Genomic DNA, 17222 nt, shown 5'->3' on the forward strand with positions numbered 1-17222 from the left:
AATGTCACTGAAAAAAGTCCACATTTTCCTTATTGACTGCTAGATCAAAAGAGAGAACCCTAGCTCAAGTAGGATTCTCTCTCTTCATTTCTTTGTCGTCTATATAGCTGTAAAGGGGCTAGTTTTGATTAGTGTGAGCTTAGTTTCAATGCCTTAACAACTAACTATTCTACTGTTTCGTGTTGGTCGTACACTCTTGTATAGATATACTCAATATCTGCATCCGTCATAAGCATCAATTTTCTTTCCCCAAAACCTTTTACCTTTGCAATAAAATCAATCATGTTTTCTCGTTCTTGTCTGCTCATTTTAAAAACCCCTTTACTTTTAATTTTAATATCACTGTGTAACTACAGTGTTTAATTTATTATTTGTATTATATAACAGGAGGTAATGGAGATCAATGGGCTTTTTTCTAATTTTTATTTTTTCTTTTGAAAACTTAAAAAATCCCACGCCATTTTCAATTTGAGAATAACGTGGGATATTTGCTGCTCTTCTTATTATTTAATTATCAAGACAGGACATTGCACTCTTTTTGCAAGCTTATGACTTACACTTCCAAGTACCATTTGTTGGAGTGTATTAAGACCACGACTACCGATAACAACTAAGTCAAAATCGTTGGAGTTTGCATATTTTACAATAGAAGGACCTGGCTCTCCTCGAAGGATTTTTATTTCATAATTTATACTTTCTTTTATTGCTATTTCTTCTATTTTCCTTAACTTTTCTTTACGTTTCCCTTCAATTCCAAGTGCATCCCAGTTCCGCAATACGTCTGACTTTGAGGTTTTACCATCAACAACATAGACAACAGTCACCTTTGCATCATCTGTCTTTTTTGCAATTTCTAACGCCTTTTCTGCTGCTCGTATTGAATGTCCAGAACCATCTGCTGCAACTAATATATTCGTAAACATACAATCCCCCCTTAGTCATTCTCATGTCTTACTACTATATTAATATGGGTATTTGGTTACTAGTGTGAATTTCTACTTATCACCATCAAAGGTTTCATATGTTCGATATTTGCTTTCTGTTTGCTCTCCTCTTTCAGCTCTCTCTGCTTTCTTTCCTCTGCTAAGTCTGACTGAATTATATCTGTACACAGCAGCCCTACATATGTGCTATATCACACACCTAGTCATCAATGGTTTAAATTTTTCGTTTTCTTTATGGTGTTAAAACTATTTTACCATTAAATTGACTTAATTTTCAGTATATTTTAAAATGAATTATAAAAAAGGATTACTTCACATGACACACTTGAAGTAACCCTCTTCTACGTTCGTCTATTCACCTTATTAAACACGAACAAATTAACACCCCTTTTATTAATGTAGATATCCACCCTCATTAGCTAGCTGCATCGCTAAAATAAAACCTCTTAATAAACGAAATTCGGATTTATTCATAGCCTGAATTTCACACCCATAACGATACCCTTCGTCCGATAAGTATTCATTTCTTATAAATACCTTGGGCTTCATAAATTTTTCACAGTATACTTTTCTGGTTTACTAACTGTTATGTTCATTAATTCGCCTTCACAGTAACAGACTTCACCCAAACTGAAATCTCTGTTCTCTTTTATTAACCTAGCATACTCCCTCTTACTTTCCTCCAATCCTCATTTGTCCTTTATTTACTACTATTTTACTCTAAATCGTGGTATTTTTTCCTTGTATTTATTACAAAACGTTGAATATTCTGTATTACTTTTTAAATTAGGACTGTCTCACTAAATAATCCTTTATTTCAGATATCTCGCTACTTATGTTATAGTGCAATTTACATCTGTATAAACTAAAGTATATAATTAACTAACACGCTAAAGGTTAGAGGGATAAAATGGAGTATTTAGAGTACCTAATTACAACATACGGTTATATAGGCATTGTATTTATGATGATGGGTGGAATTATTGGATTCCCTATTCCCGATGAAGTGTTACTTACATTAATCGGTTATTACTTATATAAAGGTAAACTTACATACTTTCTATCGTTCTCATCTGCATATGCCGGAGCAATACTTGGAATCTCGTTATCTTATTTTCTTGGTTCAAAACTAGGACTTCCATTCTTAGAAAAGTATGGTCCAAAGATTAATATCTCGCATAAACGGATATGGAACTCACAAGCCCTATTTCATACATACGGACCTTTTCTACTTTTTATTGGATTCTTTATTCCAGGGCTTCGTCATATTACTGGATACCTTTCAGGGATTGCTAAATATCCACTATGGAAATTTGCTTTATTTTCCTATACAGGTGCTCTTGTTTGGGTCTATTTATTTATTAGAATTGGACAGGAATTAGGGAACCACTTTATCATCGAAGATTATATTCAAAGATATAGTTATTATCTAGGAGGTATTCTTCTCCTTATTGTATTTGGCCTCATAATCCGCTACCTACTCTCGAGTAAGAAAAAAAGGCACTAATGAAAGGCTACTGAAAGCCTGACTAATTAGTGCCCTTTCTTTTACATATTCATTTTTATTTTCCTATAAGTGTCTTCATCGCAAATGACATATAGACGTGCTTCTTCAGGTATTGTTTCATCAAGCTTACGGACGATACCGAAATCCTTCCTATCTGAAATAAGATTAGCCCCTAATTCTTTAAAACCTTCATACGCATCATTGTATGTGCTCCATTCAGGCTTACGATTCACTTCCCACACATTGTCTCCATGCTCTCTGCTTAATAACTGCATAAACAATTTCGTAGAGCCTTTATGTAAGGCTGATTTCGCCATCAAATCAGAAAATGCTTCATTTGATAATACAAATTCATCGACCATTGCATGCTTAAAGTTAGGAATATGCTTCTCTCTTATAATTTCAACAATTGTATAAATATCATCGTTTAATTCTGCTGCCAAGCTCTCGATAGTAGATGCAATTAGTAATGATCTTCCATCAATGCTCATTGGATCGTGAATGGAATCGGGAGCAAAAATAAGAACTGAATCACTCTCGCAAATATTCGCCTTTAATAAGATGTCTCTCTCGGTCGCATCACCTTGTATATAATGTACCTCTTCCCTAATGAGAGGAGCTTTCGGAAGTAAATCAATAATAACTATTTTTGAATCTGGTTTTGCTAATAGTATTTCATTTATTGTTTTACTCGCTTTTTGTGACCAACCAATGACAATAAAGTGTTGTCTTCCTTTAAACTTCAACCTTCCCTCCTCCTTCATACGTTGATACAAGCTAATTGATTGAACCATCTTACCGATAATAACCCCTATCAAGCTAATACCAGCTATGTATAAAAATAATGCAAGTATTCTACCAGCAGTTGTTCCAGGAACAAAATCACCAAAACCTGTCGTCGTTACCGTCGTCATTACCCACCAGAAACCAATAAACGGTGTTTCAAATTCTTCCGGTTCTAAAAAATGAATCAAATAAGCGCTACCAATAATTAAAACCGACGTTCCTAGAAACAACGTAATATTTTTGACTTTCACCACTATTTTCATTAAGTCAAAAATAAATAGCATGATTCTCTCCTCCGGTCCTTTTTATTAACAATTCTTCAGATTATTATGTCCAATAACACTAAATCTTACTAACCTGATAAAACTGACAAACCAAAAAAGGTAGTTAGTGAGTCCACCCCACTAACTACCTTAAAATTCATAACTCAAAATTCATCATTACTTAACAAGCATTACTGGACATTGAACGCGTTTTGCTACTTTATGACTGACACTACCAAGAACCATTTCTTGAAGTTTATTTAAGCCACGACTTCCAATTACCACACAATCTACACCATTCGTATTTGCATACTCAACGATAGCCGGTCCTGGTTCACCATGTAGTACGGTAACCTTATATTCTACCTGTGCATCATGAAGTAATTCAAGGACCCCTTTAATCTTCTCTTTCCGTTGTTCAGCAATTTGATATGAATCTGTATTGTGTAATACATCTGATTTTGAAGTAGAGCCATCAACAACATAAATAACTTCAATAACTGCTTGGTCATTTCCCTTCACTAAAAAAATTGCTTTTTCTGCTGCTCTTTCTGAGTGCTTTGAACCATCAGCTGCAATAACGACTTTATTAAACATAGACTTTCCCCCCAATAAGAAATACTTTTACTACCCTGATTATAAACCTACTAAAAGAAAATGACACGTTGAAAGAGTGTACAACGTGTCATTCATTTGACTAATAGAACATGTTCAAAAAGTATTGACAATGGCTTCGCACGCTGTATGTCTTTCTAGGAGAAAGACTTTAATAAAACAGCGGCTTAACTCATTGCTCCAAGGTTGTTCAAAAAGCTAAAACTCGACCTCTTTGAACAACCTCTTTTAATGGCCTTTTGTTAATCCACCAATTTGGTTCATTAATTGAGAGCTTTCTTTATCAAGACCTGTAACGTGTACCTTTATATCATTTTGTTCAAACTTTGATTGTATTTTATCAATAGCACCTACAGCAGAATCATCCCAAAGATGAGCTCTAGATAAATCAATTTCTACTTCTTTTACTTCTTCTTTAAAATCAAATTCTGTTATAAAATCTGTTACAGATGCAAAGAATAATTGACCCTGTACATGGTATGTTTTCTTCGCATTTGTATTTTCCATAGTTGTTTTAACATGAACCTTTGAAATTTTTGCTGCAAAGAAGATTGCGCTTAAGATAATACCTGCAAATACACCTTTTGCAAGGTCATGAGTAACGACTACTGTCCCTACAGTTACAACCATTACAATTGAATCCGTTTTAGGCATCTTATGAAGTGTCTTCAAAGAACCCCAATCGAACGTACCGATAGCTACCATAATCATAACCCCAGCCAATGCTGCCATTGGAATCATGACAACGACATTTCCTAACGCAATGATTAAGAACATTAAAAACACACCGGCAACTAATGAAGAAAGACGCCCCCGTCCTCCAGACTTCACGTTGATAACAGACTGACCAATCATCGCACAACCTGCCATACCACCAAAGCAACCTGTTACGATGTTCGCAATTCCTTGTCCACGACTTTCTTTGTTTTTATCACTCTCTGTGTCAGTCATATCATCGACAATCGATGCTGTTAACAACGACTCAAGAATACCAACAAGCGCTAATGCAAACGAGTATGGGAAAATGATCATTAGTGTTTCAAACGTAAGTGGAATACTAGGTAACATAAACATTGGCAACGTTTGAGAAAGTGTACCCATGTCTCCTACTGTTCGAACTCCTGCATTCATGAAGATAGCAATTGCCGTTACAACAATAATCGCTACTAATGCAGACGGAACAGCCTTTGTAAATCTTGGAAGAATATAAATAATCGCTAATGTTAATGCTACTAATGCATACATTATCCATGCTTCACCAACAAAGTGTTGAAGTTGGGATGTAAAGATAAGGATTGCTAGGGCATTAACGAATCCTACCATTACAGAACGTGGGACAAACTTCATATAGCGTGCCAATTTAAACACACCAAATAAAATCTGAAGTACCCCCGTTAAAATCGTTGCTGCTAATAGATACTGTAATCCATGCTCAGCAACGAGGGTGATCATTAAGAGCGCCATCGCTCCTGTCGCTGCAGAAATCATTCCAGGGCGACCACCGACAAAGGCAATTACAACAGCAATACAAAATGAAGCATATAGCCCAACCATCGGGTCTACACCAGCGATGATTGAAAAGGCAATGGCTTCTGGAATTAATGCTAGGGCAACAACGATACCCGCTAGCACATCTCCCTTAACATTGCTGAACCATTCTTTTTTAATTTTTTCTAAATTCAAACCTGCACCTCTTTTCAATTTTTTTGTTCATTTGCAATGATTCCGTTCACTGAGACCGTTGAAACTTACAGCGACTTTCATCATTGCTTTGAGTAGCTGACTTTCGACTCTCACGAAAGTCGGGTCCGTTATTAACATTGTGCATTCTATCACAAATTAGAGTAATTAGGAATCCTTATGTAAGCGTATAACATAACATGTTTTCTTCTCTTTTCTCTCTATTTCGTACTTAAAATAGTTTTTTTTTAATACCTTCACATTTTGTACAAATTCTAAGATAACAGGAGGAACATTTCATGGAAAAGAAGTCAATAAATTCAGAAGCAATCGGTGTGAGGGAAGCTTTAAACGGATTATTGATTGGCGTTATAATGATGGTAGCTCTTTTCTTATTTATTCACTTTGTTTTAGGGTTTAAAGCCTTTTCATAAAATTAGAGGCCTCTAGTCATGACTAGAGGCCTCTAATTTGATTCAATTTATACTAACTTCTTTTCTAGTTACTGTCTCTCTCGTCCTACCTACTCTATTCCCGATTGCAATACCAATTAGAATGACAATGACACCACTCCACTGAATGAAAGTCACTGTTTCATTTAATATAAGCATTGACATAAATACAGCCATGGGTAGCTCTGAGGCACTTAGGATCGTACCAAGCCCACTTCCCACTTTTGGCATGCCGATACTAAATAAAATTGGTGGTAAAAATACTCCAAAAAACGCCAGTAATATTCCATAGCTTAACAATCCTTCTTGAAGGGCTCCATTAAATAAAAAGAAAGGAGGAAAAATAAATAGGACAATAATTGCACCACCTGTTGACATGTAGGCACTTTTCAAAATAGGATGTACCGTTCTTCCAACTCTTCCACTAAGATAAATAAATGCAGCAAATGAAATAGCAGCTAATAAGCCCCAGATTACTCCCTCAATAGGTACTACTGAACCACTATTGCTTTGAATGACTCCTGATGCTATTAGTGATCCACCAAGTAACAGTAAGACAGCTAGGAGCTTTCGTCTAGTTGGCTTTACTTTATCGAACAAAAATTCAAATAGTAATCCAATCCAGATAAATTGAAACAATAGAATAATCGCAAATGAAGCCTCTACATACTGCAATGATTGATAATATAACAAACCTGTTGTTCCAATCGTTGTTCCACTTACTATAAGAACAAGAATTTGTTTCAATGACAGCCTTTGCTTTTTACTAAATAAAGCTAGAATCCAAACCATGAGGAAACCAAATAAGAACTGACTCCCTGTTACTTCCCCTAACGAGAAGCCTTGACTATATGAAAGCTTAACGAATGTAGACAAAATCCCAAAACTACATCCACCTAGAAAAACGAGTAATCCATACTTCACAACAATTCCTCCAGCTACAGGATTTACAATTTTCATAATCAATTGTAACAAATATAAATTGTTTCACGAACTATATACCATTTTCCCCTTTTTATAAAGTAGTGATTTCTGATTCTATCATGTATGATTAATTAGAATTCCAATAATTGAGTACGATAATAATAAGCATTCATTTATAAAAAATAATTAAGTGGTGATACCTCTTGTTAAAAGATACTGGTGAGCGAATAATTCCTAAGTTAATGAAGCCTACAAACGGAATGTTGTTAGAGCATATTGCTAGATACTATTTTTCTATTCCTTATGCAAAAGGACGTGTTCTCGATATTGCATGTGGGACCGGCTATGGTAGTCAAATGATAGCAAAGGCTAGAAAAAAAGAAATAAGTGAACTTATTGGAGTTGATATTTGCAAAGAAACACTTAATTATGCAAAAGGTGAATATTATCATCCCCTGATAACTTTTACCTATGGTGACGTTTTAGATGAAAACTTACCTGAATCATTAGGAACATTTGATACAGTATTAAGCTTTGAAACCCTTGAACATATTTCAAATGATGAGCTCTTTATGCGAAATATGTATAACCTTTTAAACCCTGGAGGGACTTTAATTATTTCAACTCCATTTGGCCAAGGAAAAGGGGAGCCTTGTGGGCAGCCTTTTCATGTACACCAATTTACAGAAGATGAGTTCAAAGATTTATTTGACCAATTTTCAAATGTAGAGTTTTATTACCAACATGGAGTGATTTTCGAACCACAAAAAAGGAACATCCGCTACCCTTTCGGAATAGCTGTTTGTCAAAAATTATTATAGGAATATCAATAAGAGGATGGCTCATATCTACATCGGGACACCTCTTACTGTTTTTACATTATCCCTGATTTTACTCCTTCCACAAACTTTCGCAAATTACTATGAAAAAAGTATTATTTTCAAATATTTAGGTCATAACCTGTTATAGTTGCATAAGATATTATTAAGAAACACAAACTATCCTCTATCAACGTTTCTCACTTTAACGCTTCCCCAACCCGCTTTATTACAATAAAATATTGAAGGAGTGATTTTATGTTTGACGTTATTTATCACTTGGATGAAAACTCTAATGTGAAGCACGTTGGTTTTATTGCAGATGATGTTCGTTATGACTTTTCAATTATTTACACAAATCACTTCTTTGGCAAAACATTGATATCCTGTATTCAGTCAGGAAAAACTGCTCTCCTTGACAACTCTGAACTAGAGGATTTGGAATTTATACAGAAATCCTTTAAACTGAAAAATTCGCAGGAGGCCTCTGGCGTATCCTCATTCCTACAAACTCAAATTCCTAACCTATCTTCATATGAACAATACTAAACATACGATACTATATTGTATATCACGCAATGTAGTGGCATAGCTTATTTAGCGCTTTTGAATAATAAAAAATGGAGAAAGGTTAGTAAGCCTCTCTCCGTTTTTTGCTTGTTTCTTAAATTATTTATTGCTAGGTTTATCAGGTTATAAGTAAAGCTAAACCCAACTTTACCAAGAAAGACTAAGGCCAAAATATAATGTACTTTGAACGAATTCTGTAGACCTAACTTTCATTAATATCCTACTGGTACGATACCTGCATAATCAGTTTGGTATGCAGATATAGGCGGACTAGGAATCTCATTCCAACGATTTGGGTCTACATCATATACTTCGTTTGATGCCAATCCGTAAAGAAGTTCTTTAATTCCTAATGTGTTTTGACGAATATTGTGACCACGTGCACGTTGCCCAAGGTTTCCATCTCTTGTATTACCTGACGTTTCAAAGAAAATTGCTGGGTGACTATGCTCGTCAGAATTTAAATTTTCATAATTAAGTCCGAGCATCATCGCTGATACAACTCCACCCTTAATATCAATTTCACGATAACCCACTCTATCATTACCTGTTGTGTATCGGTCAATTGTGGTATGTCCATATTTATTCAATGCATCATACACATATACATTCATTTGACGTGTTACATCTTCATATAATCCATCTTTAATAGAAGGAAGAGTTGGACCACCTGGAGCTAAAGAAATACCAAGTGACATTGTAATTGCTTCGCCTGTATCATAACTAGTTTTTAATCCTTGATGATGAATGTCTAATGCATAATCTGGTTGAACATCTGACCAGTAGCTATACCAAGCCTTTGACTCTACAGCATTAAATTGATCCATTGCCCAATCTCTGTTTAAATCGATTGTAATAGGATTTCCATTGTTATTTCTTCTTGGCTCTCCAGTTTCTTGATCGATTAGCATTGTCGTTCTTGTATTCATTTCACTCCCATCTGGATTATACATAGGAATGATATACATCGTTAACTCCTCTAACATTGTTTTATAATCAGATGATTGATTGCTAATTAACATTTGTAGTAACTGAAGGGATGCTTCTGTACCATAGGGCTCATCACCATGAATTCGACTTTGAACCCAAACTTTTTTAGGGCCTTCTCCAATTTTGGCAACATAAAGTTCTCTTCCTTGTTCACTTTTACTATATTCATAATCTAAATCCGATAAAGTAAAGACCTCTAGTGCCCCGTTACTTCTTCTTTCTAGGCTCGTTAGATCTCGTATCATATCATCATACGTTAAAATACTTGAAAGATTTGTGTTTCCTTCTGTTGATGGGTGTTGTTGTTTTGCAAATACTGCAGATGAAACCGTCGTAATTGCCATACAGATAATCAAAAATGATATAAATGTCTTTTTCATCTTTTTCACAACCTCCTAAGTATATTGTTATTTGGTCTAACAAACTACAATGATTCACCCCCTAATATTTCGATATACTAAACATTATAAACACCCTACAAATTCTTCTAAATATTTCTAATGACTTAACTTTGGCTAGGACTATGTAGAATTAAAACTAGTTTTCAAACTAATTAACTATTAATATCACAGCTATTTTCTTTACGTACTATTGTTAATTACAAGTACCTAGTTGTTCTTTATTCGTACAAGCGCCTAAATTAAGGAATATTCAAAATAAACGGACATTACATTGTTTATAAACCCGGGACCTATTAGTTTACACAATGAACTAAATTGAGCACTTAGTCATATCACCCTTTTTTGATTAGAAAAAGATACCTTTTCCACCTTTTTACTTTCATAAAAAAAGGGAGTTATCCAGAACATAATAAAACAAACATAATGTTCTAAGGGTGGCTTGATATGTATGGACACAATAAAAGCTGAATGGTTTGGAAACATAAAGGGGGATGTATTAGCTGGTATTGTTGTTGCTCTTGCACTAATCCCCGAAGCAATTGCTTTCTCAATAATTGCAGGGGTGGACCCAATGGTAGGGTTATATGCATCCTTTACTATTCCAGTAATCATTGCATTTGTCGGGGGTAGACCAGGGATGATTTCCGCTGCTACTGGTGCAATGGCATTACTCATGATTGACCTTGTTGTACAGCACGGACTTGAATACTTATTAGCAGCGACTATCCTAACTGGTATTTTACAAATTATTTTCGGTATTTTAAAATTAGCTCGTTATATGAAGTTTATCCCTCGTTCTGTAATGGTTGGCTTCGTAAACGCATTAGCTATTCTAATTTTCATGGCACAAATTCCCCATTTGTTCGGACAGAATGTAGTGGTATTGGCTGTAGCGATAGTAACTCTTGCAATCATTTATCTTTTTCCTTACATCACAAAGGCAATACCTTCAACACTCATAGCGATAGTAGCCGTTACAGCTTTTACAATATATTCAGGGATGAATGTCTTTACAGTTGGTGATATGGGTGCACTAGCACAAACGCTACCAGTTTTTCTATTACCACAAGTGCCATTTTCCTATGAGACAATTGCTATCATTTTTCCTTATGCACTTGCCTTAACTGTTGTTGGGATTCTAGAGTCACTATTAACAGCTGCGATTGTTGATGATATGACGGATACTGACAGTAACAAAAATAGAGAAAGTAGAGGGCAAGGTATCGCTAACATTATTACTGGTTGCTTTGGAGGAATGGCAGGCTGTGCGATGATTGGACAATCAGTAATTAATGTGAAGTCAGGTGGTAGAGGAAGATTATCAACTTTTGTTGCAGGGGGTGTCCTCATCCTCCTCATCATTTTATTAGGAAATATTGTAGTGCAAATCCCTATGGCTGCTTTAGCTGGTGTCATGGTAATGGTCTCAATCAGTACCTTTGATTGGAATTCCTTACGAACTCTTTTCATTGTTCCCGCAACAGACGCTATCGTTATGGTTGTCACTGTGGTTGTCGTCGTTGTTACTCATGACCTATCTAAAGGGGTGTTTGCAGGGATTCTTTTGAGTGCGATCTTCTTTGTTTCAAAAATCTCAAAGGTAAGTATAGAAAGCAAGCTCGATGCCAATAAAGGAAAGAGAACGTATTTTATTAAAGGACAGCTATTCTTTGCCTCTGTCACAGATTCTGTTGCTGGATTTGACTTTAAAGAGGAGTTAAATGAAGTTGAGCTTAACCTAACGTATGCACATATATGGGATGACTCAGCTGTAGCTGCAATGGAAAAAATCATTAGCAAATTTGAAGAAAATGAAACGAAGGTTACAATAACCGGGCTTAATGAAGCAAGTACTTTATTAGTTGAAAAGCTACGCCATAAGTTAAATAGTCACTAGTGAGGTGAAGATGAGATGTTTACGAAAATTCTCTTAGCAACAGACGGGTCTGAGTATGCATTACGAGCTGCAAATAAGGCAATTGAGGTAGCAAAGTGTAATCCAGAAGCTACTATACATATCGCGCTCGTTGTCGATAGTTCAAAATCCGATGTTTTGCAAACATGGAACACAATAGGTGCCCAAGACAATCGAAATGAGAAAGTACGGCCTACTGTAGAAAAAGTAAAAGATGCAGGTGTTAACTATGAAGTAGAATTCTTACGCGGAGACCCTGGACCATCGATTGTAAAACATGCGAATGAAAATAATTTTGAAATCGTTGTACTAGGTAGTCGTGGGCGTAACCGCCTTCAAGAACTTGTCCTAGGAAGTGTTAGTCACAAGGTGGCCAAAAGAGCAAATTGTGCGGTATTAATTATTAAATAACCTTTTCCATAAAAAGAGCCAAACGGAATTTCAATCCATTTGGCTCTTTGTTATTTTACTATCATCACTGGACATTGAACACGTTTCGCCACTTTATGGCTTACGCTTTCAAAATAATGGTTTATAAACATCCTTGCCAAATTATATGAAAGGAAAACACAGAATAGACCGTTTTGTACAAACTTTTTTTACTTACTTATGCAAACACATAGTGATATTACCTAAAATAGGCAAAAAGCTTTTCTATCAAACCAACCTCGATTTATAATAAAGATATCACATTAGAAGGATGGTGTTCACTTTGTTAACTGCATTTACATTTGTTCGAAATGCGACACAGCACATGATGAAGAAAGTAAAGGAAGAACAGCTTGACGTTGTACCAGAAAATTATTCGAATTCTATTCGCTGGAATCTTGGTCATATCCTTTATATGGCAGATAACGTCCTTTCTCATCATGTGAAATATGAGCGTGTAGTACCTATTCAATATAAGGAACTATTTGATATGGGAACAAGCCCTTCCAACTGGACTGATGCACCTCCTACAAAAGAAGAACTACTTACTATATCCGAACGGCAGATGGAGGCAGTTCAAACTTTATGTAAAAATCAATCATCAGATACTATCATTGCTACACCTTATGAAATATTTGGGACAAAATTTGAAACAGTATCAGACATGGTTTCCTTCATTTTATTTCACGAAGGAATGCATTTTGAGAAGGTAAAGATGTTAATGAAGCAAACGAAGTAGTTCTAACAAGCAGTCAAGTAGGCTTATCCCTTCCTTGACTGCTTTATTTTTATTAAAGCTGGCATACCTATTTATGGTCTTTTTTTAGTTAGTACATTAATAGGATAGAAGTAACTAACGTAAGAAAAGAAGTGAATAGTTGATAAAGGCGAGGTGTCGATATGTACAAGTTATACTGTAGAATATACCAACTTACACTAAGAGTAACTGCACACTTTTTACCTTGGCGAAAACCAGAGTTAATAGAAGGGGAACATAGCTTGAACAAGCTACCAACCCTCGTAAAAAATAAAGGGATTGATAACGTCTTGATAGTGACAGACAAAGGGATTACTACTATCGGATTAATAGATGACATGCTTAAAGGATTAAAGCAAACGGGCATAGATTATGCTATATACGATCATACTGTTCCAAACCCAACAATAGACAACATTGAGGATGCACTAACTCTCTACAAGTCGAGAAAATGTAACGGGATTATAGCTTTGGGTGGTGGTTCCCCTATCGACTGTGCAAAGGGAGTTGGAGCACGCCTTGCTAGACCCGGTAAAAGCATCCATCAAATGAAGGGGCTTTTAAAGATTAGAAAACAGCTGCCTCTACTTTTTGCAGTACCAACAACATCCGGTACAGGAAGTGAAGCAACCGTTGCAGCTGTAATATCAAACAACGCGACACAGGAAAAGTATGCAATTAATGACCATGTACTCATTCCACATGCTGCTGTGCTTGATCCTACTCTTACCGTAAAGCTCCCCTCACATATTACCTCAACAACAGGGATGGATGCTTTGACACATGCAGTTGAAGCTTATATTGGTAGAAGTAACACAAAGGAAACAAGACAGTGCAGTAGAGAAACAGTAAAGTTAGTTTTTACAAATCTTTACGAGGCCTATTCTAATGGGACCAACATTGAAGCACGGAAAAATATGCAGAAGGCTTCCTACTTAGCAGGTATTGCATTCACTCGTGCCTATGTTGGCTATGTACATGCGATTGCCCATACACTTGGTGGATTCTATTCTATCCCTCATGGACTAGCAAATGCGGTTATTTTGCCTCATGTCCTACAATTCTATGGTAATTCTGTACACAAACCACTTGCAGAACTTGCTGAATTAGTGGAAGTCTGTGAACATACTGATCCACTTGAACAAAAGGCAAAAAAGTTTATTGATGCAATTAAGAAATTGAATAAGGAGATGAAAATCCCTACTACAATCAGTGGCATAGTTGATGACGATATCCCACTAATGGTTGAACGGGCTTTGCAAGAAGCGAACCCTCTTTATCCTGTGCCAAAAATTTTGTTAAGAAAAGATATGTATCTCCTTTATCAGAAGATTAAGGATTAACCATAAACTGACTATTCTACTTTGATAATTGTTGTTATAGACCTCCCACCATTAGGGAGTTCCCATATTACCTGACTCCCCTCCGTCATATCCTCATTCGGGTAGCCTTCTGGAAGTTCGTCCCACTGTGAAACATAGTTTGGTTTCGTTAGAACCTCCCACAATTTATTAGGAGTTGCCTCAATCTTTATTTCGTCTTTTACAACTAACAGTCCCATATAATACACTCCTTTCACTTTTGTCACATACGAATTATAACAAATACATTCATCTATTCAAAAAGTTAAAAATTGCTTAAATATATAAGAAGCTGTCTCCTTCTGATGGAGACAGCTTCTTACTACTCAATTGCAAACACGATCGTTCCTTCTCTGTTAATAAATGCTTCTTTGTCATTAATAAAAACCCTAGCTAGTCCACCTTCAAATGGGAGGGTAAATTCAAATTGAGGCTCAATAACGAGCTCCCCTTCTCTATTAATCGCCCCCCATTTCCCATCGACTTCTACCCAAGCTATACCTTCTGAAAATGAACTAGCCAAATCAAATTGAGGTGCAATAACTTGCAGTCCCTTTTGATTGATAAATCCCCATTTCTGATTAAGTTTTATTAAGGCTAACCCTTCAGAAAACGGCTGAGCACTTTCATATTGAGGTTCGATGATCATCTCTGCTTGCTTATTCATATACCCCCATTTTTCATTATCTCCTTTCATACAAGCCAAACCACCCGTAAAAGGACAAGCTAATATATCTCTATCAAATTCAAGGACGATATTCCCAGCATAATCAAAGTAATACTGCTTTTCATCATCAGCAAAAAAACCTAGACCGTCTGAAAACTTCATACTAGCCACATTGTACGTAGGAGGAACGATAACTTCTCCCTCTTTATTTACAAAACCCATTGTGTAATCTTCTGGACTTGAGTAGAAAACCTTAGCTACTCCCTCTGATAAATTATCAATGACTTGGAACACTCCTTCCATTTCAATGACCAATTCCCCTTTCGTGTTAATAAACCCTGTTAGTTGTTGTTCTCTAAAAATTGATACTGCTGCTAATCCATCCGAAAAGCTCTCAGCATGGTCGTAGATTGGCTCAATAGCAAAATTACCGTTTTCATTAATAAAACCTGTTTTTGCTACACCATCTATCCAACTAGACACTTTCCCTAGACCATCTGAAAAATCAAAAGCTTGATTATACTGAGGGGGAATATAAATGTCTCCTTCCTTATTTATGTATCCATCTAAATCAGTTTTAGGGTCTTTAAAGCTAAATAAATGAACATCTGCAATTTCAACGTCAGGTAATTCACTAACTGCTACATCATCTTCCTCAAATTCAATTTCGCCATCTGTTTGCTCGCTAGGTTGCTCAGTATCTGTACAGGCAAATAAAATACTACTAGTTAAAAGTAACAAGAGTAATTTTGACATATTCCTAGTATATTTCATGTTAATCCCCCTAGTAGTTGTAATAAAAGCAATGATAAAAACCGAAAGACTAGGTTCTAAGTGTCTTTCGGTTCTAGAGATTCTCTAATTAGAAAATAAGCTTTATTTTATCATAAAGCTTATTACATATTGGTGCTGCTCTGCAAATTAATAGAACTTGATAGGATAATATTACATATAGATTTTTATTCTAACTAGAAAAAACGAAATTTACTAGTGTTGGACGTGTGGATTTCAAAAAGACTATCTCTATTTCAGCACCTGTGAGCTCTTCATACCGTGAGGCTGTTCCAAAAGGGACCTGCATGACCGTGAATTCCCCTCCAATAACAAATTCTACAGAAAAGCTATCAACTGCTCCGACGACAGTAGCCTTTGTTTTGTATAAATCTTTTTGCTTAATTACTAATTCTTGTCCGATAATAACTAAATCCGATGTCATTTTATTTAATGCTTTTATTTCATCAATGGACATCTGAAACTGTCTTCCAATGCCCCATAGAGTATCTCCTGGTTCAACCTTATATCGTGTTTGTGTTATTCTTTCTTCAATAATTCCTCGTACTGCTATATCAGGACTACTTTTCTCTTCTGCTAGATTACCTTTTTGGCTAGTACTAGAAGCAGTGCCACCAATTGTCGGTACTAATATGCTCTGACCTACCTTAATTACATCACTGCTTAATTGATTCACATTTTTAATTTGCTTAACTGTGACATTATACTGCCTTGCTATGTATGAAAGGGTATCACCTGGCTTAACCTTATATATACTTGTTCCAGGTACTTTTAAACTTTGACCAGCTATAATGAACTCTGATTGTAACTCATTAACGCTTTTTAACTGTTCTACTGTTACATCATATTTATTCGCTAATTTATATAAGGTATCTCCCTTTTGAACAATATATTTATGGTTATTACATTCTGCCGAAGCCTTTTCAGCTCCTAAATTAAATAAAGCACTTGTAGCAACTGTCCCTGCTAATACGTAACCAGCTACTTTACTATTACGGGCTTTAGCCATTCTCCTTTTTCCCTCTAAAATACGTTCTTTTCTTGTCTTTGAAATCACTTGTACTACATTATTCACTTTTTTATCCCCCTAGTATACTCTTGGCACAAATCGTAGATTCATGTCGAAACTATGTAATATTACGAAAAAAAATGAAATTTTTATGGGGTTTATTTTAAAACAGGAGAAAAGACTCGACGTGTAAAAAACACTATAGGAATTTGGTTAGTCCTAAAAAGAGAAAACCTACAAAAAAGAACATAAGTTTCTATCATATTAAACGTGTAAATAGACTTATATGAACAACCTCTAGTAATAAACTCCAACGACAAACAACAATATTATTCTAATTGT

General features: G+C 35.6%; 18 protein-coding genes. 8 read left to right on the top strand and 10 right to left on the bottom strand.

Features of this window, described 5'->3' with window-relative positions; all coding sequences use genetic code 11:
- Positions 1-164: 164 nt before the first annotated feature.
- Both CD003_RS15840 and CD003_RS15845 read right to left on the bottom strand, forming a co-directional pair.
- Positions 165-308 (bottom strand): BH0509 family protein, encoded by a 144-nt coding sequence (locus tag CD003_RS15840; RefSeq protein ID WP_096202030.1) that lies wholly within the window; start codon positions 306-308, stop codon positions 165-167.
- Positions 309-503: 195 nt separating this feature from the next.
- Positions 504-923: a universal stress protein gene (locus CD003_RS15845; RefSeq protein ID WP_096202031.1), complete on the bottom strand. Its 420-nt coding sequence runs from the start codon at positions 921-923 to the stop codon at positions 504-506.
- Between the two features lie 931 nt (positions 924-1854).
- Here CD003_RS15845 and CD003_RS15850 point away from each other — a divergent pair.
- The gene (locus CD003_RS15850) at positions 1855-2451 is read left to right on the top strand and encodes a DedA family protein (protein WP_096202032.1); all 597 of its coding nucleotides are present in this window, start codon (positions 1855-1857) and stop codon (positions 2449-2451) included.
- Between the two features lie 41 nt (positions 2452-2492).
- On the opposite strand, the gene CD003_RS15855 is transcribed toward CD003_RS15850, so the two are convergent.
- From CD003_RS15855 to CD003_RS15865, 3 genes are all read right to left on the bottom strand, one after another.
- Positions 2493-3521: a potassium channel family protein gene (locus CD003_RS15855; protein WP_096202034.1), complete on the bottom strand. Its 1029-nt coding sequence runs from the start codon at positions 3519-3521 to the stop codon at positions 2493-2495.
- Positions 3522-3677: 156 nt separating this feature from the next.
- The gene (locus CD003_RS15860; RefSeq protein WP_096202035.1) at positions 3678-4097 is read right to left on the bottom strand and encodes a universal stress protein; all 420 of its coding nucleotides are present in this window, start codon (positions 4095-4097) and stop codon (positions 3678-3680) included.
- Positions 4098-4343: 246 nt separating this feature from the next.
- A complete protein-coding gene (locus CD003_RS15865; protein ID WP_096202036.1) occupies positions 4344-5798 on the bottom strand; it encodes a SulP family inorganic anion transporter in 1455 nt (484 codons plus the stop codon).
- 296 nt (positions 5799-6094) lie between these two features.
- Here CD003_RS15865 and CD003_RS22365 point away from each other — a divergent pair, with 296 nt between their 5' ends.
- On the top strand, positions 6095-6229 hold the full coding sequence (locus CD003_RS22365; RefSeq protein WP_257008334.1) for a hypothetical protein: 135 nt from the start codon (positions 6095-6097) through the stop codon (positions 6227-6229).
- Between the two features lie 42 nt (positions 6230-6271).
- Here CD003_RS22365 and CD003_RS15870 read toward each other — a convergent pair whose 3' ends face one another.
- Positions 6272-7171, bottom strand: coding sequence for an EamA family transporter (locus tag CD003_RS15870; RefSeq protein ID WP_257008335.1), 900 nt, complete (start codon positions 7169-7171; stop codon positions 6272-6274).
- Between the two features lie 203 nt (positions 7172-7374).
- Between CD003_RS15870 and CD003_RS15875 the strand changes: the two genes are divergently transcribed.
- Together CD003_RS15875 and CD003_RS15880 are read left to right on the top strand one after the other, a co-directional pair.
- The gene (locus CD003_RS15875) at positions 7375-7992 is read left to right on the top strand and encodes a class I SAM-dependent methyltransferase (RefSeq protein ID WP_096202037.1); all 618 of its coding nucleotides are present in this window, start codon (positions 7375-7377) and stop codon (positions 7990-7992) included.
- Between the two features lie 255 nt (positions 7993-8247).
- Entirely contained in the window at positions 8248-8538 is a 291-nt protein-coding gene (locus CD003_RS15880) for an SAV0927 family protein (RefSeq protein ID WP_096202038.1), read from the top strand.
- A 233-nt stretch (positions 8539-8771) separates the two neighbouring features.
- On the opposite strand, the gene CD003_RS15885 is transcribed toward CD003_RS15880, so the two are convergent.
- Positions 8772-9929, bottom strand: coding sequence for a M14 family zinc carboxypeptidase (locus CD003_RS15885; RefSeq protein WP_218838255.1), 1158 nt, complete (start codon positions 9927-9929; stop codon positions 8772-8774).
- A 469-nt stretch (positions 9930-10398) separates the two neighbouring features.
- Here CD003_RS15885 and CD003_RS15890 point away from each other — a divergent pair, with 469 nt between their 5' ends.
- The 4 genes from CD003_RS15890 (at position 10399) to CD003_RS15905 (ending at position 14394) form a co-directional block, all read left to right on the top strand.
- The gene (locus CD003_RS15890) at positions 10399-11847 is read left to right on the top strand and encodes a SulP family inorganic anion transporter (RefSeq protein WP_096202039.1); all 1449 of its coding nucleotides are present in this window, start codon (positions 10399-10401) and stop codon (positions 11845-11847) included.
- A gap of 15 nt (positions 11848-11862) precedes the next feature.
- Positions 11863-12276, top strand: coding sequence for a universal stress protein (locus tag CD003_RS15895; RefSeq protein ID WP_096202041.1), 414 nt, complete (start codon positions 11863-11865; stop codon positions 12274-12276).
- A 301-nt stretch (positions 12277-12577) separates the two neighbouring features.
- A complete protein-coding gene (locus tag CD003_RS15900) occupies positions 12578-13033 on the top strand; it encodes a DinB family protein (RefSeq protein ID WP_179295572.1) in 456 nt (151 codons plus the stop codon).
- A 161-nt stretch (positions 13034-13194) separates the two neighbouring features.
- Entirely contained in the window at positions 13195-14394 is a 1200-nt protein-coding gene (locus CD003_RS15905; RefSeq protein WP_096202044.1) for an iron-containing alcohol dehydrogenase, read from the top strand.
- Between the two features lie 11 nt (positions 14395-14405).
- Here the strand turns inward: CD003_RS15905 and CD003_RS15910 are convergent, their stop codons facing one another.
- From CD003_RS15910 to CD003_RS15920, 3 genes are all read right to left on the bottom strand, one after another.
- The gene (locus tag CD003_RS15910; protein WP_096202045.1) at positions 14406-14612 is read right to left on the bottom strand and encodes a hypothetical protein; all 207 of its coding nucleotides are present in this window, start codon (positions 14610-14612) and stop codon (positions 14406-14408) included.
- Positions 14613-14734: 122 nt separating this feature from the next.
- Complete coding sequence (locus CD003_RS15915; protein WP_096202047.1) at positions 14735-15853, bottom strand: WG repeat-containing protein; 1119 nt, start codon at positions 15851-15853, stop codon at positions 14735-14737.
- Positions 15854-16043: 190 nt separating this feature from the next.
- Positions 16044-16946 carry a LysM peptidoglycan-binding domain-containing protein gene (locus CD003_RS15920; RefSeq protein ID WP_096202048.1) on the bottom strand — a complete coding sequence of 301 codons (903 nt, stop codon included), beginning with the start codon at positions 16944-16946 and terminating at the stop codon, positions 16044-16046.
- Positions 16947-17222: the final 276 nt, after the last annotated feature.

The sequence above is a fragment of the Bacillus sp. FJAT-45350 genome (assembly GCF_002335805.1).
Classification (GTDB): Bacteria; Bacillota; Bacilli; order Bacillales; family NISU01; genus FJAT-45350.